The 21,174-nt window shown below is 67.4% G+C and carries 19 protein-coding genes; 11 read left to right on the forward strand and 8 right to left on the reverse strand.

Annotated elements, in window-relative coordinates; all coding sequences use genetic code 11:
- The first annotated feature begins 12 nt into the window (after positions 1-12).
- The gene (recN, locus tag NF876_RS07515) at positions 13-1,689 is read left to right on the forward strand and encodes a DNA repair protein RecN (protein WP_262268178.1); all 1,677 of its coding nucleotides are present in this window, start codon (positions 13-15) and stop codon (positions 1,687-1,689) included.
- 202 nt (positions 1,690-1,891) lie between these two features.
- Here the strand turns inward: recN and NF876_RS07520 are convergent, their stop codons facing one another.
- From NF876_RS07520 to NF876_RS07535, 4 genes are all read right to left on the reverse strand, one after another.
- A complete protein-coding gene (locus NF876_RS07520; protein WP_262268179.1) occupies positions 1,892-2,596 on the reverse strand; it encodes a DUF899 family protein in 705 nt (234 codons plus the stop codon).
- Between the two features lie 47 nt (positions 2,597-2,643).
- Positions 2,644-3,300: a glutathione S-transferase family protein gene (locus NF876_RS07525; protein WP_262268180.1), complete on the reverse strand. Its 657-nt coding sequence runs from the start codon at positions 3,298-3,300 to the stop codon at positions 2,644-2,646.
- A gap of 17 nt (positions 3,301-3,317) precedes the next feature.
- Complete coding sequence (locus tag NF876_RS07530) at positions 3,318-4,094, reverse strand: VOC family protein (RefSeq protein WP_262268181.1); 777 nt, start codon at positions 4,092-4,094, stop codon at positions 3,318-3,320.
- A 90-nt stretch (positions 4,095-4,184) separates the two neighbouring features.
- Complete coding sequence (locus tag NF876_RS07535) at positions 4,185-4,538, reverse strand: DUF1428 domain-containing protein (protein ID WP_262268182.1); 354 nt, start codon at positions 4,536-4,538, stop codon at positions 4,185-4,187.
- Positions 4,539-4,639: 101 nt separating this feature from the next.
- Here NF876_RS07535 and NF876_RS07540 point away from each other — a divergent pair, with 101 nt between their 5' ends.
- The 5 genes from NF876_RS07540 (at position 4,640) to NF876_RS07560 (ending at position 9,605) form a co-directional block, all read left to right on the forward strand.
- Complete coding sequence (locus tag NF876_RS07540; RefSeq protein ID WP_262268183.1) at positions 4,640-5,116, forward strand: MarR family winged helix-turn-helix transcriptional regulator; 477 nt, start codon at positions 4,640-4,642, stop codon at positions 5,114-5,116.
- Between the two features lie 332 nt (positions 5,117-5,448).
- A complete protein-coding gene (gene ligA / locus NF876_RS07545; RefSeq protein WP_262268184.1) occupies positions 5,449-7,608 on the forward strand; it encodes an NAD-dependent DNA ligase LigA in 2,160 nt (719 codons plus the stop codon).
- 46 nt (positions 7,609-7,654) lie between these two features.
- Positions 7,655-8,521, forward strand: a complete 867-nt coding sequence (locus tag NF876_RS07550; RefSeq protein WP_262268185.1) for a helix-turn-helix transcriptional regulator — start codon at positions 7,655-7,657, stop codon at positions 8,519-8,521.
- A 65-nt stretch (positions 8,522-8,586) separates the two neighbouring features.
- Positions 8,587-9,309 (forward strand): AzlC family ABC transporter permease, encoded by a 723-nt coding sequence (locus NF876_RS07555; protein ID WP_262268186.1) that lies wholly within the window; start codon positions 8,587-8,589, stop codon positions 9,307-9,309.
- Positions 9,306-9,605 (forward strand): AzlD family protein, encoded by a 300-nt coding sequence (locus NF876_RS07560; protein ID WP_262268187.1) that lies wholly within the window; start codon positions 9,306-9,308, stop codon positions 9,603-9,605. The genes NF876_RS07555 and NF876_RS07560 overlap by 4 nt, the downstream gene beginning before the upstream one ends.
- A 225-nt stretch (positions 9,606-9,830) precedes the next feature.
- On the opposite strand, the gene NF876_RS07565 is transcribed toward NF876_RS07560, so the two are convergent.
- A complete protein-coding gene (locus NF876_RS07565; RefSeq protein ID WP_262268188.1) occupies positions 9,831-11,651 on the reverse strand; it encodes an aminopeptidase P family protein in 1,821 nt (606 codons plus the stop codon).
- A gap of 478 nt (positions 11,652-12,129) precedes the next feature.
- Between NF876_RS07565 and NF876_RS07570 the strand changes: the two genes are divergently transcribed.
- Entirely contained in the window at positions 12,130-12,342 is a 213-nt protein-coding gene (locus NF876_RS07570) for a hypothetical protein (protein ID WP_262268189.1), read from the forward strand.
- A 141-nt stretch (positions 12,343-12,483) separates the two neighbouring features.
- Here the strand turns inward: NF876_RS07570 and NF876_RS07575 are convergent, their stop codons facing one another.
- On the reverse strand, positions 12,484-13,404 hold the full coding sequence (locus NF876_RS07575; protein ID WP_262268190.1) for a 50S ribosomal protein L11 methyltransferase: 921 nt from the start codon (positions 13,402-13,404) through the stop codon (positions 12,484-12,486).
- 154 nt (positions 13,405-13,558) lie between these two features.
- Between NF876_RS07575 and NF876_RS07580 the strand changes: the two genes are divergently transcribed.
- Both NF876_RS07580 and NF876_RS07585 read left to right on the forward strand, forming a co-directional pair.
- Positions 13,559-14,434, forward strand: a complete 876-nt coding sequence (locus tag NF876_RS07580) for an SDR family NAD(P)-dependent oxidoreductase (RefSeq protein ID WP_262268191.1) — start codon at positions 13,559-13,561, stop codon at positions 14,432-14,434.
- Between the two features lie 23 nt (positions 14,435-14,457).
- Complete coding sequence (locus NF876_RS07585; RefSeq protein WP_262268192.1) at positions 14,458-15,708, forward strand: Gfo/Idh/MocA family protein; 1,251 nt, start codon at positions 14,458-14,460, stop codon at positions 15,706-15,708.
- A 27-nt stretch (positions 15,709-15,735) separates the two neighbouring features.
- Here the strand turns inward: NF876_RS07585 and NF876_RS07590 are convergent, their stop codons facing one another.
- Positions 15,736-17,010, reverse strand: coding sequence for an SAM-dependent methyltransferase (locus NF876_RS07590; protein ID WP_262268193.1), 1,275 nt, complete (start codon positions 17,008-17,010; stop codon positions 15,736-15,738).
- 204 nt (positions 17,011-17,214) lie between these two features.
- On the opposite strand from NF876_RS07590, the gene NF876_RS07595 reads away from it, so the two are divergent.
- The gene (locus NF876_RS07595) at positions 17,215-18,096 is read left to right on the forward strand and encodes a manganese catalase (protein WP_262268194.1); all 882 of its coding nucleotides are present in this window, start codon (positions 17,215-17,217) and stop codon (positions 18,094-18,096) included.
- A gap of 126 nt (positions 18,097-18,222) precedes the next feature.
- On the opposite strand, the gene NF876_RS07600 is transcribed toward NF876_RS07595, so the two are convergent.
- On the reverse strand, positions 18,223-20,598 hold the full coding sequence (locus NF876_RS07600) for an ATP-dependent helicase (RefSeq protein ID WP_262268195.1): 2,376 nt from the start codon (positions 20,596-20,598) through the stop codon (positions 18,223-18,225).
- Positions 20,599-20,747: 149 nt separating this feature from the next.
- Here NF876_RS07600 and NF876_RS07605 point away from each other — a divergent pair, with 149 nt between their 5' ends.
- A complete protein-coding gene (locus NF876_RS07605; protein ID WP_262268196.1) occupies positions 20,748-21,023 on the forward strand; it encodes a hypothetical protein in 276 nt (91 codons plus the stop codon).
- The last annotated feature ends 151 nt before the right edge of the window (positions 21,024-21,174 follow it).

Here is a 21,174-nt window from a genome sequence, read left to right on the forward strand (position 1 = left end):
GCCTCACCCTCCATGCTCATCCAGCTGGCGATTCGCGATATCGTCCTCATCGACAGGCTTGAGCTTCACTTCCATGAGGGCCTGAGCGTCCTCACGGGTGAGACCGGCGCGGGCAAGTCGATCCTGCTCGATGCCTTCGCCCTGGCCCTCGGCGGCCGCGGCGACGGCAGCCTCGTGCGTCATGGCGAGAACCAGGGGCAGGTCACGGCCGTGTTCGACTGCCCGCTCGACCACCCGGCCCGCCGCATCGCGGCCGATGCCGACATCGATGTCGACGGCGATCTCATCCTGCGCCGCGTGCAGGTGGCCGACGGGCGCACCCGCGCCTTCGTCAACGACCAGCCCGTGAGCGTGCAGGTGCTCAAGGCCATCGGGGCGACCCTGGTCGAGATCCACGGCCAGCACGACGACCGCGCCCTCGTCGATCCCGCCACGCACCGGGCCATCCTCGATGCCTTCGGCGGCCTTGCGGGCGACGTCCAGGCGGTGGCCGAGGCCTCGCGCCGCGCCCGCGAGGCGCGCCATGCCCTCCACGAGCACCGCGGCCGCATCGAGAAGGCCCGCAAGGAGGCGGATTTCCTGCGCCACGCGGTCGAGGAGCTGACCACCCTCAATCCGCGGGCCGGGGAGGAGGAAGCTCTGGCCGAGCGGCGGGTCGTCATGATGCAATCTGAAAAGGTCGCCCAGGATCTCAACGAGGCCTACGAGGTGGTCGCCGGCAACACGTCGCCGGTCAACGAGCTCTCGGCCGCCGTCCGCAAGCTCGAGCGCCGGGGCACCCAGGCGCCGGCGCTGGTGGAGCCCAGCGTCAAGGCGCTCGACGCCGCGCTCGTCGCCATCGACGAGGCGAGGGCGGCCCTCGAGGAGGCGATCCGCGCCACCGAATTCGACCCGCGCGAGCTGGAGCAGGCGGAGGAGCGTCTCTTCGCCCTGCGGGCCGCCGCGCGCAAATACGATGTTCCGGCCGATGAGCTCGCCGCTCTGCGCACGCGCTTCGAGGAGGACGTGGCTGCCATCGACGCGGGCGAGGAGCAGCTGGCCGGCCTGGAAAAGGCCCTCAAGGAGGCCGACGACGCCTATGTGAAGAGCGCCAAGGCGCTCTCCGCCGGCCGGAAGAAGGCAGCCCAGGCGCTCGACGCCGCCGTCCAGGCCGAGCTGCCGCCCCTCAAGCTGGAGCGGGCCCGGTTCATCACCGACATCCAGATCGACGAGACCAGCCGGGATCCCTCCGGTTTCGAGCGCATCGAGTTCTGGGCCCAGACCAATCCCGGCACCCGCCCCGGCCCTCTGATGAAGGTGGCGTCGGGCGGCGAATTGTCCCGTTTCATGCTGGCTCTGAAGGTGGTGCTGGCGGACAAGGGCTCGGCTCCGACCCTGGTCTTCGACGAGATCGACACCGGCGTCGGCGGCGCGGTGGCGGACGCCATCGGCCAGCGGCTCGCGCGGCTCGCGCGCAAGGTCCAGGTCATGGCCGTCACCCATGCGCCCCAGGTCGCCGCCAAGGCCGGCAGCCACTTCCTCATCGCCAAGGAGGGGGTGCGCGGAGCCGAGGACCGGGTCGCCACCCGGGTGATCCCGCTCGAAGCGACGCCGCGCCGCGAGGAGATCGCCCGGATGCTCGCCGGCGCGACGATTACCGAGGAGGCCCGCGCGGCCGCGGCCCGGCTGCTCGAGGCGGCCGCCCACTGAGGGACCGCCATGGTGGGCTGATCGATCCACCGGAACGTCGTCATCGGCCCTGTGCCGGCGACCCCGATCGGACAAGCGCGGCGTTTCACGCAGTCGAGATGGCCGGGACGAGCCCGGCCATGACGTGGCAGATGGTCCCCGGCGCACGGCGTGCGGGAAGGGATCCCCTGCTCAACCGTGCGCTATCGATGATCGTCCCTTGTCACACCCCGTAGTTCAGCTTCGGGTACCAGTCCGCGCCGCGCCCCTCGGGGGTCATGTCGAGCATGGTCCACAGGGGCGCGAGATCGGGAGCGCCGCGAGGGTCCTGGCCGGGATCGGCGGAATCGCCGGTCATCTCGCCGCTCCAGAAATGCCGGATCGTCCCGTCCCGGCGGGTGAAGACGTTGAGGCCGGGGATTTCCGTGCCGTCCGGCAGCACCCCGTGATAGTCGCGGGAATAATGGCCGTCGAGGTCCGAGTAGAGCTTCAGGTTCGACCAGCCGCGCTCTCTCTTCCAGGCGACGAGCCGCTCGATCGGCGAGCGCGCGACGACCGCGAGCGCCATGCGCTGCTGGATGTCGGCGCCGTTGCCTTCGAGGCCGCCGAGCAGGTTGGTGCACATGGGGCAGGGGCGCTCTCGTTCCGGCCCGAACATGTAGCTGTAGACGGCGAGCGTCGGCTTGTCGCCGAAGATGTCGGCGAAGCCCGCCGGCCCGTCCTCCCCCTCGAAGCGGTAATCGCCGGTCACCTCGCCGCCGGGCGGCAGGGCGCGGCGCTGGGCGGCGACGCGCTCCAGGTGGCGGCACAGCTCGATCTCCTCCGCCAGCAGGGCCGTGCGCGCGGCGCGGTACTCGGGGCTTTCATTCGGAAAGCGGACCGGCGAGCGGCGCGCGAGGTCTGCCGCGGGAACGAGCGTCTGGGACATGGAGGGCTCCGTCGTGAGGTCCATTCAGGCTTGTCGGGATGTCCTGGTCAGGCGGTCGCGGGCGCGTTCTCGCGAAACGGCTGCAACTGCGCCTCCAGCGCGTTCTTGAAGGCCGGCCGCCCGGTGCAGCGGCCGACATAGGCGCCGAGACTGGCGTAGCGCTCCAAGAGCCCGGTCTCGACCAGCTCGCGCAGGACCATGGCCATCATCAGGTCGCCCGCCGTGAAGCGGTCCTCGAGGAAGTCCCGGTCGCCCAGCCAGGCGCCGAGAGAGGCCAAGCGCTTGCAGAGCATGGCCTCGGCCTGCGGCCGGCGTTCCCTCGCCCAGGCCTCGCCGGCGTGGAAGACGTCGAGCTGAACCAGGTTCTGCACGAAGGGCTCGACCGAGTTCAGGGCGGCGATCACCCAGGTCATGACCCGGGCCCGGCCCGCTTCGTCTGCCGGCGCGAGGGCCTCGGACCGCATCGCGAGATGCAGCACGATGGCGCCGGATTCGAAGATCTCCACCGCCTCGTCCCGGTAGGCCGGAACCTGCCCGAAGGGCTGCCATTCCCGATAGGCCGTGGTGGCCTGGATGGCGGGGTCGATCAGGGTCGCCTCGTAGGGGAGGCCGGCCTCCTCGAGGGCCCAGCGCACGCGAAGATCGCGCACATAGCCTTGCGCGAAGGGCGGCACCCACTTGAAGGCCGATACATGGATGGTCATGGCATTGCCTCCTGGGTTCATGCCTTGCGCGGGCCGACGAGGCCGAACAGGGCTCCCTGCGGGTCGCTGGCCACGATGATGAACATGCCGCCCGGCACCTCGGCGGGGCCGTAATGGATCGCGCCGCCGTTGTCCGAGACGGCCTGTGCCGCGACGTCGATGTCCTCGACGCCGAAATAGAAGGTCCAGGCCGGCGGCGGCCCGTCGGGCGTGCGCCTCATCACGGCCCCGATGGTGCGGCCGCCATGGTCGATGAACTGGTAGTCGCCCATCTCGCCCATCGGCATGGCGCCGCCCTTCGTCCAGCCGAAGCGGGCCGTGTAGAAGGCGAGCGCCGCCGCGGGATCGCTCGTGGCGAGCTCGTTCCAGTGGCAATGGCCGGACCGGCTCTGGTCGAAGGCCGTGCTCGTCCCGTCCACGGCGCCGCGCATCACGTATATCATCACGCCCTGCGGGTCGGACAGCATGGCGAAGCGGCCGACGCCCGGAATGTCGGTCGGCGGCATGTGCTGGGTACCGCCCGCCCGGACGATCTCGGCCGCCGTCGCATCGACGTCGTCGACAGCCACGTAGCCGAGCCAGGTGGGGCGCATCCCCGCGCCTTCGGCCCCGGCCGGGAAGGGCATCAATCCGCCCACATCCGTGCCCCGGATCCCGAAAACCCGGTAGCCGCGGTCGGAGCCCTCCGCGGGCCGCTCCTGCCACCCGACCACCGCGCCATAGAAGCGCGCGGCCGCGTCGGCCTCTCGGGTGATCAGTTCATACCAGATGAAGTCGCCGTGCTGATTGGCCATGTCGCACCTCCATGCGCATCACCGATGCGCTCATCGGGAAAAGGAGCATCGGATCGACCCCAGAAGTGGTGTCCACTTCTGGGCCCGATGCTACACGTCGAGGATCGGCATGAAGCCGCCGAAGATCATGCGCTTGCCGTCGAACGGCATCTGCTTGCCCATGGCCTCCATGCGCGGATCGGTCATGATCTTGTGGTTGGCGGCGTCCCGGATCTCTTTCGACGGATACTCGATCCAGCTGAACACCACGATCTCGTCGTCCTTGGCCTGCACCGAACGACGGAAATCCGTGAGCTTGCCGTCCGGCACGTCGTCGCCCCAGCATTCCACCATCCGGGTGGCACCGAACTCCTTGAACAGGGGCGCGGCCTCGGCGGCGTGGCGGCGGTATTCGTCCTTCTTGTCCGCCGGCACGGCGAGCACGAAGCCATCGACATATGTCATTGCGTATCTCCCTTGAGACTCCTGGAATCGGAGCCGGATGCCGCGGCGCTTCCCGCGCCTGTTCTTCTTGACAAATAAGTTGATATCAACATAATTCGGTCATGTCAAACCCCCGTGACGTGCCCTACGAGACCACGCATCTGATCCGCGACGCCTGCTTGTGCCTGCACGTCCAGCGCGCCGCCCGCGCCCTGTCGCGCCTGTTCGACGAGGCGCTGCGCCCTGTCGGGCTCACCTCCGGGCAGTTCTCCCTGCTGAACGCGCTCAACCGCCCCGCGCCCCCTTCCATCGCCCCGGTGGCGCAACTGCTCGCCATGGACCGGACGACGCTGACGGCCGCCCTAAAGCCCCTGGAGCGGGACGGCCTGGTGGCTATCGCCCGGGATCCCGAGGACCGCCGCAATCGCCTCCTGCGCCTCACCGACAAGGGCAGGGAGGTCCTGGCCTCGGCCGTCCCGATCTGGCGCGACGTTCACGGGGCCATCGAGAATGGGATGGTGGAGATCGCGCCTGATGCCCTACGAGGGGCGCTAAAGGGCCTGTCACGCCCGACGCCGACCGGGACGGTTCGAGGCTGACGCCGCTCGTTCGGCCACGCTCTCGTATGGACACCCTCCCGTGTCATGGCCGGGCCTGTCCCGGCCATCCCGATCGGAAGAGCGACGCGCCTCAAGCCGTCGAGATCACCGGCACAAGGCCTGTGATGACGGGGACGGGAGATCGAAAGGCCCGCCGCCGATCCGGACCAGCGCCATGCCCGCGCAACATCGTCATCACCGGGACAAGCCCGGCGGAAATCAAGGAGTGTCAAGGCGGGGAAGGTCCGAATCCGGTGCACCGTTGGCCTCCACCCTCTGGAGACTCCGCTCCGGAGCGCTATGGTTCAAGCACCCTCACACACGATTCGATCATGCCCCCACGCAGCACTGCCTCCGAGACACCTGTCGATCACCTGACGCCCGATCAGGCGCGGACCGAGCACGAGGCGCTCGGCGCCGAGATCAGGGAGCACGACCGGCGCTATTACGAGGAGGACGCCCCGACCGTCTCGGACGCCGAATACGACGCCCTGCGCAAGCGCTACGAGGCTCTGGAGGATCAGTTCCCCGAGCTGAAGACCCCCGAGAGCCTGACCCAGAAGGTCGGCTCCAAGGTGTCGGAGAAATTCGGCAAGATCCGTCACCGGGTGCCGATGCTGTCGCTCGCCAACGGGTTCGCCGACGAGGAGGTGGAGGAATTCGTCGAGCGCATCCGTCGCTTCCTGCAATGGAAGCCCGACGCGCCGCTCGCCTTCACCGCGGAGCCGAAGATCGACGGTCTGTCCCTGAGCCTTCGCTACGAGAACGGCAGGCTCGTGTCCGCCGCCACCCGGGGGGACGGCCAGGTGGGTGAGGACGTGACGAACAACGCCCGCACGGTGGGCGACATCCCGCATCGGCTCAAGGGCTCGCAGGTTCCCGACATCCTCGAGGTGCGCGGCGAGGTCTATCTCTCGCACGAGGATTTCGCCGCCATCAACGCCAGGCAGGAAGCGGCCGGCAAGGCGCTCTTCGCCAACCCGCGCAACGCGGCGGCGGGCAGCCTGCGCCAGCTCGACGCGTCGATCACCGCCTCGCGCCCCCTGCGCTTCTTCGCCTATGCCTGGGGCGAGGTGAGCGCCATGCCGGCGACGACGCAGCACGACATGATGGAGTGCTTCCGCAGCTTCGGCCTCCCGGTCAATCCGCTCACCCGCCTCTGCGCGAGCGTCGCCGAGATGCTCGAGCACTACCACGCCATCGAGACGGACCGCGCCAATCTCGGCTACGACATCGACGGCGTCGTCTACAAGGTCGACGAGCTGAGCCTGCAGCAGCGCCTCGGCTTCGTGTCGCGTTCGCCGCGCTGGGCGCTCGCGCACAAGTTCCCGGCCCAGAAGGCCGTGACGGTGCTCGAAGACATCGAGATCAACGTGGGCCGCACGGGCTCGCTCAATCCCATCGCGCGCTTGAAGCCGGTCACGGTCGGCGGCGTCGTGGTGTCGAACGCGACCCTGCACAACGAGGATTACATCAAGGGCATCGGCGGCAACGGCGAGAGAATCCGCAACGGGATCGACATCCGCATCGGCGACACGGTGGTGATCAACCGTGCCGGCGACGTGATCCCAAAGGTGCTCGACGTGGTGTTGGAGAAGCGCCCCGCCGACGCGAAGCCCTATGCCTTCCCGACCACATGCCCGGCCTGCGGGAGCCATGCGGTGCGCGAGGTCAATCCGCGCACCGGCAAGGAGGATGCGGTGCGCCGCTGCACCGGCGGCCTCATCTGCCCGGCGCAGGCCCGCGAGCGCCTGAAGCATTTCGTCTCGCGCAACGCCTTCGACATCGAGGGCATGGGCGAGCAGCGCATCGACGAGTTCTACGAGGAAGGCCTCGTCCAGCGCCCGCAGGACATCTTCACCCTGCAGGCCCGCAATGCCCGCAGCCTCAAGCGGCTGGAGAACCGGGAGGGTTGGGGCGAGACGAGCGCGCGGAACCTCTTCGCGGCCATCGAGGCGCGCCGCGCGATCGCGTTGAACCGCTTCATCTTCGCGCTCGGCATCCCGCATATCGGCGAAACCTCGGCGCGGTTGCTCGCGCGTCATTTCGGCACCTTCGAGCATCTGCGCGAAACCGCGAAGGCCGCCGCCGATCAGGCATCCGACGCCCATGCGGAGCTGACCGCCATCGGGGGCATCGGGCCCGTGGTGGCGGAGGCGGTCGTCGAGTTCTTCAAGGAGCGGCACAACGAGGAGATGCTCGATGCGCTGCTCGCTCAGGTGACCGTCGAGGCCATGGAGGCTCCGGCCACGGAGAACTCCCCCGTGGCGGGCAAGACCGTGGTGTTCACCGGCTCCCTCGAGCAGATGACCCGCGAGGAGGCCAAGGCCATGGCCGAGCGCCTCGGCGCCAAGGTGGCCGGCTCCGTGTCCAAGAAGACCGACATCGTGGTGGCAGGCCCAGGTGCTGGCTCGAAGCTCGCCAAGGCGGCCGAACTCGGGCTCCAGGTCATGGACGAGGACGGCTGGTTCGCCCTGGTCGGGCGCGGGTGAGACTTCTGTCCAAGACTTGGGCGCCACAATGTGGCATGGTGGCCCCATGACGGTGATCACCCCCGAGGTCTCGCTCGATCCGGAACTGGTCGGAGCGGGGGACGTGACGCATTTCTGGCGAGTGCCGCGCTACCGCGACCTCGACTGCCTGCGCGCGACCTTCCGCCGTCACGCCTATGCCCGCCACAGCCACGATACCTATGCCATCGCGGCCGTCTTGGCCGGGTGCGAGACCTTCTTCCACCGCGGCGAGCAGCACTATACCCCGGCCGGTTCCGTCGCGGTCGTGTGCCCGGACGAGATCCATGACGGGGAGCCCTATGGCGGCGGATTCGAGTATCGCACCTTCTACCCGTCGGCCGAGCTGATGCAGGAGATCGCCGAGGACGTGGCCGGGCGGCCGCTCCCCCGCGCGCCCTGGTTCCCGCGTTCCGTGATCGCGGATCCAGAGCTGTTCCAGGCTCAGGTCCGGCTCCATGCCTGCCTGTGCCGGGACGAGGGCTGGTCGTCCGAGATGGAGCAGGATACCCGGCTCGTCGGTTTCCTGAGCCGCCTGATCGCCCGCTGGGCCGATCTCGACGCCCTGCCGGCCCTGCGCTACGGCTCCAAGGGCATCCTGCGGGCGCGGGACTATCTCGACGCCCATATGGGCGAGGAGGCGGACCTCGCCGATCTCGCCAGGCTGGCCGGCCTCTCGCGCAGCCATTTCATCCGCGCCTTCGCCAAGGAGACCGGCCTCACGCCGCACGCCTATCTGCTCGACCGGCGCTTCCGCGCGGCCACGAAGCTGCTGAGCCAGGGCCAGGCTCCTGGCGACGTGGCGGCCGCCTGCGGGTTCTTCGACCAGAGCCATCTCAACCGCGTCTTCAAGGCCCGCATGGGCGTGACGCCGGGCGCCTACCGGGCCGCCTGACACAGCACTTTCATCCAAGACGGCAGGCCGTCCGTCCTGCATAAGGAGGGAAAACGAGCATGGTCATGGATCAAGCAAGCCCCTTCGCCATCAGCTATCGCCGCGAGATCCGAGCAGGTCTGCGCGACATCGCACCCGTCGTCGTGGCGGCCATTCCCATCAGCCTGCTGTTCGGAGCGGTCGCGGCCGCCAAAGGGCTGTCGCCCCTGGAAGTGACCGTGATGTCGGCCCTCGTCTTCGCCGGCGGAGCGCAGTTCGCCGCCATCGAGACGTGGATCCATCCCGCGCCCATCCTGACGCTCGCGTTCGCGACGCTGCTGATCAATGCCCGCCACGTGCTGATGGGCGCGTCGCTGTCGCCCAAGGTGCAGATGTCGCAGGTCCAGCGATTCCTCTCGTTCTTCTTCCTCACCGACGAGGCCTGGGCCCTGTCGGAACGCCGCGCCCTGGAGCGTCCGGTCACGACAGCCTACTGGGTCGCCATGGGGGGCGTGCTCTGGGCGAACTGGACCTTCTTCTCCGCCCTCGGCGCGGTGCTCGGCTCGTTCCTCGGCGACCCGGAGCGGATCGGGGCGGATTTCGCCTTCACGGCTCTGTTCATCGGTCTCGTGGCCGGTTTCGGACGAAGCCGCGTGACCCTGATCACGGTGGCGGTCAGCGCCGGCGTCGCGGCCCTCGTCCATCACTTCATCGGTGCCCCATGGCACGTGGCCTCGGGGGCGCTGGCCGGCATCGCGGCCGCCTATTTGGCCGCTCCCCAGGACGCTCCCCGGGAGGCGCGCTCATGAGCCTCGACACGACGACCCTGCTCGCCATCCTGGCCATGGCGGTCGTGACCTATGTCACCCGCATCGCGGGCCTGTTCGTGGCCGACCGCCTCGTGCTCACCGGCCGCGCCAAGGCGGCGTTCGACGCCATCCCGCCGGCCGTCCTGGTCGCGGTCATCGCGCCGACCGCTCTCACCACCGGATGGGCGGAGGCCATCGCGGCCGCCGTCACGGCCTTGGCGGCGTTCCGGCTCCCGCTCCTCGGCACGGTGGCGGTCGGCGTGGTGTCCGTCGTGGTGCTGCGGAGCCTGCTCTAGCCCATTGTGCGGATCCAGCAGGCCGCGCTCGTGAAAAGTGGCCCCGGTTTTCACTGCCGTGGCCGTTCGGGTCCGCCTCTGCCGAGGCTCTAAAGCATCGGACCCAAAAGTGGACTTGCACTTTTGGGATCCATCCGATGCTTTCTTCTTGAATGAGAGCATCGGTCAGAACGGACCCAGCGGGCCGCGCCAGCGAAAACCGGATCCACTTTTCCGTCCGATGCTCTAGCCGACCGGCCGCGTCGCGTTCTCCAACCAGGTCCGCGTCTCGGCATCGAGCCGGGGCCCGATCTTCTCGCGTACCGCGGCATGATAGGCGTCGAGCCAGGCGATCTCGTCGGCCGTCATGATGGCCGGCTCGACGAGGCGAAGGTCGATGGGGGTGAAGGTGAGCGTCTCGAAACCCATCATCTCGCGGTCGCCGCCGGGAATCATGCGCGGCTCCACGAGGATCAGGTTCTCGATGCGGATGCCGTAGGCGCCCGGCTTGTAAAAGCCCGGCTCGTTGGACAGCATCATGCCGACTTCCAGCGGCGTATGCCCGGTCTTGGCGATGCGCTGCGGGCCCTCGTGCACCGAGAGATAGCTGCCGATGCCGTGCCCGGTGCCGTGGTCGAAGTCGAGGCCCGCCTCCCACAGGGGCTTGCGGGCGAAGGCATCGATCTGGGCGCCCGTCGTTCCCCTCGGGAACACGGCCTGCGCGATGGCAATATGCCCTTTCAGCACCCGGGTGAAGTGGTCCTTCATCTCGGCGGTCGGCTCGCCCACGATGACCGTGCGGGTGATGTCCGTGGTGCCGTCCTCGTACTGCGCGCCGGAATCGATCAGGAAGATCTGGTTCGTCTCGAGGGGGCGGTTGCTCGAACGGGTAACGCGGTAATGGGGCAGGGCGGCGTTGGGGCCCGCGCCCGAGATGCTCGGGAACGAGACGTTCTGCAAGGCGCCCGTCTCGATGCGGAAGGCCTCCAGCGCCTCGACCGCGTCGATCTCCGTGAGCTTGCCCGACGGCGCCTCGCGGTCGAGCCAGGCCAGGAAGCGCGCCATCGCCACGCCGTCGCGCAGATGCGCCGCATGGGAGCCTGCGATCTCGGCCGCGTTCTTGACCGCTTTCATGAGAGCGATCGGATCGGCCCCGACATCGACCGTTCCGCCGGCCGCCTCGATGCGCCGGATCAGCGCGACGGCACCGGTGGCGGAATCGACGCGGACCTTGCCGCCCGTGCGGCCCAGGGCATCGAGGGCAGTCTGGAATGACGCGATGGGGACGAACTCGGCCAGGTCGCCCACGGCGGCGCCGGCCTCGTTCGTCACCTTGGCCGGGTCGAAGAAGAGGCTCGCGCGTCCCTCCTTGGGCAGGACGGCATAACCGAGGGGCAGGGGCGTGTGACCGACGTCGCCGCCGCGCAGGTTGAACGCCCAGGCAAGGTTGTGCGGATCCGAGATGACGAGCGCATCGATCTTCGCCTCGGCCATCTTCCTGCGGATCCGCTCCAGCTTGGCGGGCGCAGCCTCGCCCGCGTAGTCGAGGGGGTGCGGCCGGACGGGAGCCTGCGGCGGGGCCGGGCGGTCGATCCAGATCACGTCGACCAGGTTGAAGTCGACCGGGCAGAGCTTGCCGCCGGCGCGGCTCACCGCCTGCTCGAGCTTCTTCAGACCGTCGCTCGTGTGAAGCCAGGGATCGTAGGCCAGGGTGCCGCCCTGCGGCAGGTGGGCGGCGATCCAGTCCTCAGGCGTGGCATCGGCGAGCTGGACGGGCGTGATGACGGAGGTGTCGACCTGCTCGGCGGCCTGCACGGTATAGCGCCCGTCCACCACGAGGGCGGCTTCGTCCCGAAGGATCACGGCCGTGCCGGCGGAGCCCGTGAAGCCGGTCAGCCACGCCAGGCGCTCCGCGCTCTTCGGCACGTACTCGCTCTGATGCTCGTCGGCGCGCGGAACGATGAAACCGTCGAAGCCGCGCCGCGCCAGCTCGGCCCGCAGCTTGGCGATGTGCTGAGGGCCTTGGGCCGGGGAGGTGGTGTCGTCGAAGAACTGGAACTGAGCCATGGAAAGCAGCACCGAAGGGTCCGGAAGGAAGAGGGCGACACGCTAGTGCATCGGACCCGGCGGGGAAACCACTTTCGGCACCCGACCGATGGCGAACCGGCTGCCGGGCCGTCTAGCGCATCGGACGGACCCAGAGGGCCGCGTCAGCGAAAAGTGGACCCGGTATTCACTAGCGTGGCCCTTCGGGTCGCTGGCGCGGCCCTTCGGGTCACTAGCGTGGCCCGCCGGGTCCGCCTCGTCCGATGCGCCGGTCAAGAGAGGGAGCCTCGGACCAGGGTGACGCGGCCTGCGGCACTCCGCCTGGGAAATATGCGCCATATGCCTGGAATGGCGGCAACTTCGCCTTTGCTCTGCAATGGATGCATGACGAACATGTGATCCTATGACTTCTACTAAAGTCGGACCGGGCTTATCTTCCTGACAACGACAACAGAGGAACGCTGAAGGGTCTCAGCACCACTCTGATGGAGATGAGCCCATGATCGCAGCAATCTTTTCCACCGTTCTCTTCGGCACGTCCGAGAAGCCGTCCCGTCTTTCGCGAGTCGCGGCGCGCATCGCCGAAAGCCGCGCCCGAAGCGCCGCGCAGGAGCTGCGCCGCCACGAGGCGTACATTCAGGACCTGAGCCGCCGGCAGGACCATTCAGCCCTGTTCCTCGACCAAGCCGAGCCGCTGCCTGCCAAGATCTGACCGAAACCATCCTAGAGCGAGACGATACCATGATCATCATCACCGCCATGAAGGCCATCCGCGACGTCTGGGCCGAGACCCTCGAGCTCCGTCGCGAACTCGCCAAGCGCTATCCGGGCGTCCTGGCCGAGTAATTTTCGCTTAGGGGCGGGGCAGCGGACGAGCGTTGCCCCGCTTCAGCACCAGCGCCGCCCAGCCTTCCAGATCGTAGCGGCGCCGCAGATACCATCCCTGATGGGCATAGGTGGACAGCACGCCGGCAACGTCCCGGGCGAGCAGGCCCGACAGGATGATCGTTCCGTCCGGGCTCGCCACGCGCGCCAGCGACGGCGCCAGCATCCGCAGGGGCTTCGCCAGGATGTTGGCGAAGACCAGATCAAAATGGCCTGAGCGGTCCGCCTCCGCATGGCGGATGCCGGGGCCGACATAGAGCTTCATGAACGCTCCGATCCCGTTCAGCCGCGCGTTCTCCCGCGCCACGCGCACGGCTTCCGGATCGATGTCTCCGGCCACCACGGGCCGCTTCAGAATCTTGGCCGCCGCAAAGGCCAGGATCCCCGTGCCTGTTCCGACATCGAGCACGTGGCGGGGCGTACGCGTCTTCAACTCATCCACGAACGCAAGCAGGCAGCCCTTCGTGGTGCCGTGATGACCCGTGCCGAAGGCGAGCCCGGCTTCGATCTCGATCGCGATGTCGCTCGGTCGCCGTTCGTGCCGATCGTGCGAGCCATGGACGAAGATGCGGCCCGCACGGACAGGCTTGAGCCCCTCCAGCGATGCCTTCACCCAATCCTTCTGCTCGATCGGAAGAAAGATGCCCTTGTCCGCCTCCGGGCCGACGAGAGGGCGCAGCAGGTCCCGGATTGCAGCCTCGTCGGGCTGATGGGCGAAATAGGCCTCCAGCATCCACGGTCCGCCATCCTCCGTCTCGAAGGATGCGACGGCTGTTTCGGCCGGATCGAAAATCTCCCCGATCATGTCGGTCATGGCGCGGGCGGAGCGCTCGTCCGTGGTGATGCGGAAGACGTGGGTAGGGCGGTTGGGATGAAGACCTTCGAGCATGACCTCGCCTTAGCACCCCTTGCCCTGCAGGTCACCTGTCCGTGAGATCGAGCATTTCCGGGAACCGTCGGAGTGGCGTTCCGTTGTGCCCTCACCTGAGGCGGCTGCGGCTCGTGGCTCACGGCCTCGCTTGTTCCCTTCCCAGGAGATCCCCATGCCCGGACGTCTTTTCGACAAGGTTGCCATCGTGACGGGTGCCGGCACCGGCATCGGCGAGGCCATCGCGCTCAAGTTCGCCCAGGAAGGCGCGCGCCTTCTCCTCGTCGGCCTGCCCGATGATCCGGTGGACGACGTAGCCCGCACGATCAACGGAGCGGGCGGATTCGCCGAGGTGTATCTCGGCGACATCGCCGAGGAGCGTCACGCGCAAGCGGCCGTGGAGACCTGCGTGAGCGCCTACGGGCGCATCGACGTCCTCGTCAACAACGCGGGCGTTTTCCTGGCGGTCGCCGAGACCCAGGATTACCCCATCGACAAGTTCGACGAGACCTTCCGCTCGAACGTGCGCTCGGTTTTCCTCATGACCAAGTTCGCCTTGCCTCATCTGCAGGAAACCCACGGCAACATCATCGCCACGGGCTCCGAGGCCGGCATGATCGGTCATCCCAAGAACACCCCCTATGGCGGCACGAAGGCCTTCATCCACTCCTTCATCCGCGGCGTGGCGGCCGAGCAGGTCCCTTACGGCGTGCGCGCCAATTGCGTGTGCCCCGGTCCTATCGACACCGCCTGGACGCACAAGTCCACGGGCCCGATGGACGCGGAACTCGCCACGATGATCACGCAGGCCACCCCCATGGGCCGGCGCGGCACCCCGGAGGAAGTCGCGAACGTGTTCTGCTTCCTCGCCTCCGACGAGGCGAGCTTCGTCACGGGTGCGCTCTACACGGTCGATGGCGGCATCACGATCTCCAAGGGGCCGGTCGGCGCCAAGGCCTCGTCGCATTTCAAGAAGCAGCCGAAAGGCAAGCTGCCGACGCGCCATTCCCATGACGGCTTGAAGAACAAGGACTACGAGACCCTGACCTGAGCCCCTCGCCCCCGGAGCCGATCATGACCATGCTGTTCGAAACGGGCCTGTCCCGGCGCTTCTTCCTGCGCGGCACGGGCGGAGGACTTCTCTTAGGCTCCGCGTTGGCGGCCGCAGGGCCGAGCTTCGCGCAAAGCACCGGCGCGAGCGGGGGCGGCGGTCCGGCCCTGCCTCCCGATGGGCCGACGGGGCGTCCCATGCCGGAGATGGAGAAGGCTATGCCGGAAGCGCCCGGCAAGCGACTTGGCTATGCTATCGTGGGACTGGGGCAGTTCGCCCTGAACCAGATCATTCCCTCCTTCGCGGAGAGCAAGTCGTCGAAGCTCGTGGCCTTGGTCTCGGGCAACCGGGACAAGGCGCTTCAGGTGGCCGACCGCTACGGGGTCGAGCAGGCGAACATCTACGACTATCAGAACTTCGACCGCATCGCGGACAACGACGAGATCGACATCGTCTACATCATCCTGCCGAACGCCTTGCACGCCGAATATACCGTGCGGGCCTTCAAGGCGGGCAAGCATGTGCTGTGCGAGAAGCCCATGGCGGTGACGGCGGATGAATGCGAGACCATGATCCGCGCCGGCCGCGAGGCCGATCGCAAGCTCATGATCGCCTATCGGGCCCAATACGAGCCGTACAACATGGAAGCGATCCGCATGGCGCGGGAAGGCGAGCTGGGCAGGATCCGTCTCGTCACCAGCGATCACGGGCGCATTCTCGATCCCAAGGTGCCGGCCGATCAGTGGCGCATGGTGAAAGCGCTCGCCGGCGGCGGATCGCTCTACGACATCGGCATCTACTCGCTGCAGGCGGCCCGCACCATCACGGGCGAGGAGCCGGTGGAGGTCTCCGCCCATATCTCGAGCGACAGGAGCGATCCGCGCTTCAGGGAAATCGAGGAACTCGTGGCGTTCCAACTCCGCTTCCCGTCGGGAGCGCTGGCGAACCTGACCTCGTCCTACTCCACCGCGCCGGTCAAGCGCATCCAGGTCTTCGGCTCGAAGGCGTCGCTTGTGCTCGATCCCGCCACTGAATACGAGCGCCACCAGATGATGGTGAAGACCGAGAAGGAGGAGCGGCGGGTGCAGATCCCGGAGGGCAACCAGTTCGCCGCCGAGATGGATCACATGGCGAAGGCCGTGCTGGAAGACCGGGAGCCCAAGACGCCTGGCGAGGAGGGCCTGCGCGACATCCGGATCATGCAGGCCGTCTATCAGGCTGCCGAGCAGGGGCGGCCCGTGTCCCTGGAGACGACGGGCTCGACCGCGCGATAGGTGCAATCGTGCCGTCTGGCCGGACGCTCAGCCGGCCTGCAAAACCTTCTCTGCAGGCTGCAGCACTTGCAGTTTCGCGGCCTCCTCGGCCTTGTACGCGCGCTGGGTGTCGGTGATGTAGTCGCGCACGATCGGCGCGGCATCGCGCTTGCGGGCCAGCTGCATGTGGAACACCAGCTGGCTTCCGGTCGTGAACATGGTCTCGGCGCTGATGAGATAGAACTCGAACATCCGGCAGAAGCGCTCGTCGTACATGGCGGCGATCTTCTCCCGGTTGGCTTCGAAGCGCCGATGCCAATGGTTGAGCGTCTTCGCGTAGTGAAGGCGCAGGAACTCGAGATCCGTCACCCACAGCTGATTCTGCTCCACGACGGGGAACACCTCCGACAGGGCAGGGGAATAGGCGCCCGGGAAGATGTACTTGCGCAGCCAGGGGCTCGCGGTGCCGGGAGGGCTCATCTTGCCGATGGAATGCAGCACCATCAGTCCGTCATCATCGAGCAGAGCGTTGATCTTGGCGAAGAACTCGCCGTAATGGTGCACGCCGACGTGCTCGAACATGCCCACGGATACGATGCGGTCGAACTTCCTGTCGACCTTGCGGTAATCGAGCAGCTCGAAGCGCACGCGATCCGACAGGCCGGCGCGGCGCGCCTTTTCGTTGGAGAGTTCGTACTGCTCCTTCGACAGGGTGACACCCGTGACGTCCACGTTCTCCATGGCGGCGAGATAGAGCGCGAGATCGCCCCAGCCGCTGCCGATGTCGAGGATCCTCAAGCCGGGCTTGAGCTGAAGCTTCGAGGCGATGAGACGCAGCTTGTTCTGCTGCGCCTCCTCCAGCGTGTCGTCGTCGTTGACGAAATACGCGCAGGAATACTGCATGCCCTTGTCGAGGAAGAGCTTGTAGAAGTCGTTGCCGAGATCGTAGTGATGCGCCACGTTCTGCTGCGCCTTGCCCACGGGGTTCGCCTGCTGAAACCGCTTCACGGTGCGCGAGATGCGCTTGAGCACGCTCTGCAGCGGGTAATTGGCCAGCGTCGAGCGGTTCATCGAGAAGAGATTGAGGAAATCCCGCAGATTCGAGCCGTCCTCGAAGCTCAGGCGCCCGTCCATGTAGGCTTCGCCCGCGTGCAGCTCGGGATTGAGGAAAAGCTTGTGATAGAGCGAGCGGTCGGTCAGCCGCATGGTGACGCTTGGTCCCGGCTTGTCCCCGCCGAAGACGTGAACGCCGCCCTCCGCGTCGATCACCTTCAACGTTCCGGCGCGTACGAAGGATTTCAGCATGTGGGACAACGGGAACATCGGCACCTCTGATGGTTGGTCGAGCGGGCCGGATGGTTCCACAGTTGCAGGCGGGTGGCTAGAGGAAAAACCCGCAGATCAGAACCTATCTAAAGTACAGGAAAGACAGCCTATTCGGGGAACAAGCAAGAGTCGCTCTTGTTGGAAGGCTGAACCCTCGTGGGGGCACGAGTCGCCACTCGATCCATCGAACAGGAGCAGCCGATGTTCTTCCGCCAGAAGCAGATGGCGTATCACGCCAGGCCCGAGAAACCCGATCCGCTTTTCGCCAAGATGCTGCAGGAGCCCCTCGGCGGCCAGTGGGGCGAGATCAGCGTGATGATGACCTACCTGTTCCAGGGCTGGAACTGCCGCGGTCCGCAGAAGTACAAGGACATGATCATGGATATCGGCACCGAGGAGATCGGCCATGTGGAGATGCTCGCCACCATGATCGCGCGCTTGCTCGAGACCTCCCCGATCGAGCAGCAGGAGGATATGGCCAAGAATTCGGTGGTCGGCGCCGTGATGGGCGGCGCCCGGGTGGAGGACGCGATCGTCGCGGGGATGAACGCGCAGCACTACATCGTGGCCGGTCTCGGTGCGCGGCCCTCCGACAGCGTCGGCAATCCCTGGACGTCGGCCTACACCATCGCGAGCGGCAATCTGCTCGCGGACTTCCGCTTCAACGTTACCGCCGAAAGTCAGGGCCGTCTCCAGGTCGCGCGCCTCTACAACATGACCAACGACACCGGCGTGCGGGACATGCTTTCGTTCCTGATCGCCCGCGACACCATGCACCAGAACCAGTGGCTCGCCGCCATCCGCGAACTGGAAGAAGACGGGCTCGAGGAGACGCCGGTGCCGTCGAATTTCCCGCAGGACCTGGAGAAGGGCGAAGTCGCCTATCAGTTCCTCAACCACTCGGAAGGCATGGAAAGCCAGGAGGGCCGCTGGGCGCAGGGCCCCGCACCGGACGGGAAGGGGACCTTCACCTATGTGGACCGTCCGCCGGCCTACACGGACGACGAAGGCCAGCTCAACCCGGTCGATCCGCGCACCTACGGCACGCCGCCGGCCCCGGTGCCGCCCGCTGCCGCAGAGTGATCAGAGCCGATCCGAACGCGAGCCACGTCGTGGCCGGGCTTGTCCCGGCCATCTTGTCTCTGAAACGTCTCGTGCTTTCGATCGGAATCACCGGCACAGGACCGGTGATGGCACTGCGGGATCTTGCTAGCCCAGGGCCTCGACGAAGCTGTCCAGCACCATCTTGCGCCCGGCCTTGTCGAACGCGACGGTGAGCTTGTTGCCGTCCACCGCTTCGATGGTGCCAGGGCCGAACTTGGTGTGCAGGACCCGTCCGCCCACCGCAAAGCCCGAGCCGCCGGTGGACTTGGCCACCAGTTCGCCTTCGATCAGCATCGGTCCGCGCCGGTCGCCGGAGCGGCGGGCGGACGAGACGCCGTCATCCGCCGTGGTGCGATGCGCCTGGGCGCGCTGCCAGCCCGGGGTCTGGTAGGAGGAGCCGCTGAAGGGTTGCATCCGGTCGAAGCGCGAGCCGCCGCCATACCCCCCGTAGGAGAAGTTCGCCGGGGCCTCGACGATCTCCACGTTCGCCTCCGGCAGATCGTCGACGAAGCGGCTCGGAACGGTCGAGTTCCACAGGCCGTGGATGCGCCTGTTGGACGCGAAGTAGATCTTGGCGCTGCGCCGGGCGCGGGTCAGGCCCACATGGGCGAGGCGGCGCTCCTCCTCGAGGCCGGCGCGGCCGCTCTCGTCGAGCGCCCGTTGGTTCGGGAACAGGCCTTCCTCCCAGCCGGGCAGGAAGACGGTGTTGAACTCCAGGCCCTTGGCCGCGTGGAGGGTCATCAGGCTCACGCGCTCGGCGGTGTCGCTCTCGTTGGCCTCCATGACCAGCGAGACGTGCTCGAGGAAGCTCTGCAGGTCGGGGAATTCCTCCATGGAGCGGACGAGCTCCTTGAGGTTTTCCAGGCGTCCCGCCGCGTCGGCCGATTTGTCCTTCTGCCACATGTCGGTGTAGCCGGATTCCTCCAGCACCGTCTGGGCGACTTCCGACTGCGTCAGGGTCTCGGACAGCTTCGACCAGCGGCCGAAGGAGATCAGGAGATCGCGCAGGGTGGCGCGCGGCTTGGGCTTCAGCTCGTCCGTCTCGACGATGAAGCGCGCGGCTTCCACCAGCGGCACGCGCGCCGCGCGGGCATGGTTGTGCAGCACCTGGATGGTGGCATCGCCCAGGCCGCGCTTGGGCACGTTCACGATCCGCTCGAAGGCGAGATCGTCCGCCGGCTGGTTGACGACGCGCAGATAGGCCAGCGCGTCGCGGATTTCCGCGCGCTCGTAGAAGCGCGGGCCGCCGATGACGCGATACGGCACGCCCAGCGTCACGAGCCGGTCTTCGATCTCGCGCATCTGGGCGGAGATGCGCACCAGGATGGCGATCTCGGAGAGCGGGTGCTTCTTGGCATGCAGCGCCTCGATCTCCTCGCCGATCAGTCGCGCCTCGTCCTCGGAATCCCAGGCGCCGGTGATTGTCACCTTCTCGCCGGCCTCATCCTCCGTGCGCAGGGTCTTGCCCAGGCGGCCCTGGTTCTTGGCGATCAGCCCGGAGGCCGCGGAGAGGATATGGCCCGTGGAGCGGTAGTTGCGCTCGAGGCGGATCACGGTGGCGCCGGGAAAGTCGTGCTCGAAGCGCAGGATGTTGTCGACCTCGGCGCCGCGCCAACCGTAGATCGACTGGTCGTCGTCGCCGACGCAGCACAGGTTCTTGCGCGCCTGGGCCAGCAGCCTGAGCCAGAGGTACTGGGCCACGTTGGTGTCCTGGTACTCGTCCACCAGCATGTAGCGGAACCGGCCCTGGTACTGCTCCAGGATGTCCGGGTGCTCGCGCCACAGGCGCAGGCATTCGAGCAGGAGGTCGCCGAAATCCACGGCGTTCAGAACCTTCAATCGCTCCTGATACGCCCGGTAGAGCCGGCCGCCCTTGCCGTTGGCGAAGGCTCCGGCCTCCCCGGCGGGCACCTGGTCGGGCCCGAGACCCCGGTTCTTCCAGCCGTCGATATGGCCGGCGAGCTGGCGGGCCGGCCAGCGCTTCTCGTCGATGCCTTCCGCCTCGATCACCTGCTTCATCAGGCGGAGCTGATCGTCCGTCCCCAGGATGGTGAAGTCGGAGCGCAGTCCCACCAGCTCCGCGTGGCGGCGCAGGATCTTGGTGCCGATCGAGTGGAAGGTGCCGAGCCACTGCATCCCCTCCGCCACGGGACCGATCACGGAGGTGATGCGCTCGCGCATCTCCCGGGCGGCCTTGTTGGTGAAGGTCACGGCCAGGATCTGGGACGGGTAGGCCTTGCCGGTGGCGATCAGATGCGCGATCCGGGTGGTGAGCACGCGGGTCTTGCCGGTGCCGGCGCCGGCCAGAACGAGAACCGGGCCTTCCGTGGCCTCGACGGCGGCGCGCTGCTCCGGGTTCAGCCCGTTCAGATAGGGCGATTGCGGCGTCACCGCCGCGCGGGCGCGGGCGCTCAGGGAACCGGACGCCGGCTCATGGGCAAGGCCGTCCTGCGGGTCGGGTCTGGGATCGGACTGATTCATCGGCGGGACCATGGATCAAAAGGCGAACGGCGTCGAGCCTGAATTCCCGGTCGATCCTGCCGCAGGCTCGAACTTGCAGGCTTCGATTCCATTGTCGGGAAGAGCATTCATCGCCATATGGGTATGGCAGGCCCGAAGAGGAATGTCCCATGCGTATCGTGGTGGCCCTTGCCATCGTGTCAAGCCTTGTCCTGGCCGTGCCGGCCGAAGCTCAGACGCGCCTGCCGCGCACGAGCCCGGCGGAACGGAGCACGGATGCGATCAACCGGCGGATCCAGGAGGATCAGCGGATCCTGGGCGTCGAGCAGGACATCCAGAGCAAGAGCAACCAGATTCGCCAGAATGTCGACCGCGACCGCCTCTTCGCTCCCCGCTATCTCCCCTCGGTGCCGCGGGCCGGCTGCGGGCGGGGAAGGGTCTGCTAAAGCATCGGACCCAAAAGTGGACTTGCACTTTCGGGATCCATCCGATGCTTTCTTCTCGAATGAGAGCATCGGTCAGGACGGAGAACCGGATCCACTTTTCACTGGCGTGGCCCTTCGGGTCGCTGACGCGGCCCTCCGGGTCCGTCCGAGG

Source organism: Microvirga yunnanensis (assembly GCF_025460875.1).

Excerpts from the sequence above, each read along its gene's own strand:
- NF876_RS07600 (WP_262268195.1), bottom strand. The coding sequence starts at position 20,598 with ATGAATCAGTCCGATCCCAGACCCGACCCGCAGGACGGCCTTGCCCAT.
- NF876_RS07605 (WP_262268196.1), top strand. The coding sequence starts at position 20,748 with ATGCGTATCGTGGTGGCCCTTGCCATCGTGTCAAGCCTTGTCCTGGCC.
- NF876_RS07590 (WP_262268193.1), bottom strand. The coding sequence starts at position 17,010 with ATGTTCCCGTTGTCCCACATGCTGAAATCCTTCGTACGCGCCGGAACG.
- NF876_RS07530 (WP_262268181.1), bottom strand. The coding sequence starts at position 4,094 with ATGGCCAATCAGCACGGCGACTTCATCTGGTATGAACTGATCACCCGA.
- recN (WP_262268178.1), top strand. The coding sequence starts at position 13 with ATGCTCATCCAGCTGGCGATTCGCGATATCGTCCTCATCGACAGGCTT.
- ligA (WP_262268184.1), top strand. The coding sequence starts at position 5,449 with ATGCCCCCACGCAGCACTGCCTCCGAGACACCTGTCGATCACCTGACG.
- NF876_RS07525 (WP_262268180.1), bottom strand. The coding sequence starts at position 3,300 with ATGACCATCCATGTATCGGCCTTCAAGTGGGTGCCGCCCTTCGCGCAA.
- NF876_RS07540 (WP_262268183.1), top strand. The coding sequence starts at position 4,640 with ATGTCAAACCCCCGTGACGTGCCCTACGAGACCACGCATCTGATCCGC.
- NF876_RS07570 (WP_262268189.1), top strand. The coding sequence starts at position 12,130 with ATGATCGCAGCAATCTTTTCCACCGTTCTCTTCGGCACGTCCGAGAAG.
- NF876_RS07560 (WP_262268187.1), top strand. The coding sequence starts at position 9,306 with ATGAGCCTCGACACGACGACCCTGCTCGCCATCCTGGCCATGGCGGTC.
- NF876_RS07585 (WP_262268192.1), top strand. The coding sequence starts at position 14,458 with ATGACCATGCTGTTCGAAACGGGCCTGTCCCGGCGCTTCTTCCTGCGC.
- NF876_RS07555 (WP_262268186.1), top strand. The coding sequence starts at position 8,587 with ATGGATCAAGCAAGCCCCTTCGCCATCAGCTATCGCCGCGAGATCCGA.
- NF876_RS07520 (WP_262268179.1), bottom strand. The coding sequence starts at position 2,596 with ATGTCCCAGACGCTCGTTCCCGCGGCAGACCTCGCGCGCCGCTCGCCG.
- NF876_RS07535 (WP_262268182.1), bottom strand. The coding sequence starts at position 4,538 with ATGACATATGTCGATGGCTTCGTGCTCGCCGTGCCGGCGGACAAGAAG.
- NF876_RS07550 (WP_262268185.1), top strand. The coding sequence starts at position 7,655 with ATGACGGTGATCACCCCCGAGGTCTCGCTCGATCCGGAACTGGTCGGA.
- NF876_RS07575 (WP_262268190.1), bottom strand. The coding sequence starts at position 13,404 with ATGCTCGAAGGTCTTCATCCCAACCGCCCTACCCACGTCTTCCGCATC.
- NF876_RS07580 (WP_262268191.1), top strand. The coding sequence starts at position 13,559 with ATGCCCGGACGTCTTTTCGACAAGGTTGCCATCGTGACGGGTGCCGGC.
- NF876_RS07595 (WP_262268194.1), top strand. The coding sequence starts at position 17,215 with ATGTTCTTCCGCCAGAAGCAGATGGCGTATCACGCCAGGCCCGAGAAA.
- NF876_RS07565 (WP_262268188.1), bottom strand. The coding sequence starts at position 11,651 with ATGGCTCAGTTCCAGTTCTTCGACGACACCACCTCCCCGGCCCAAGGC.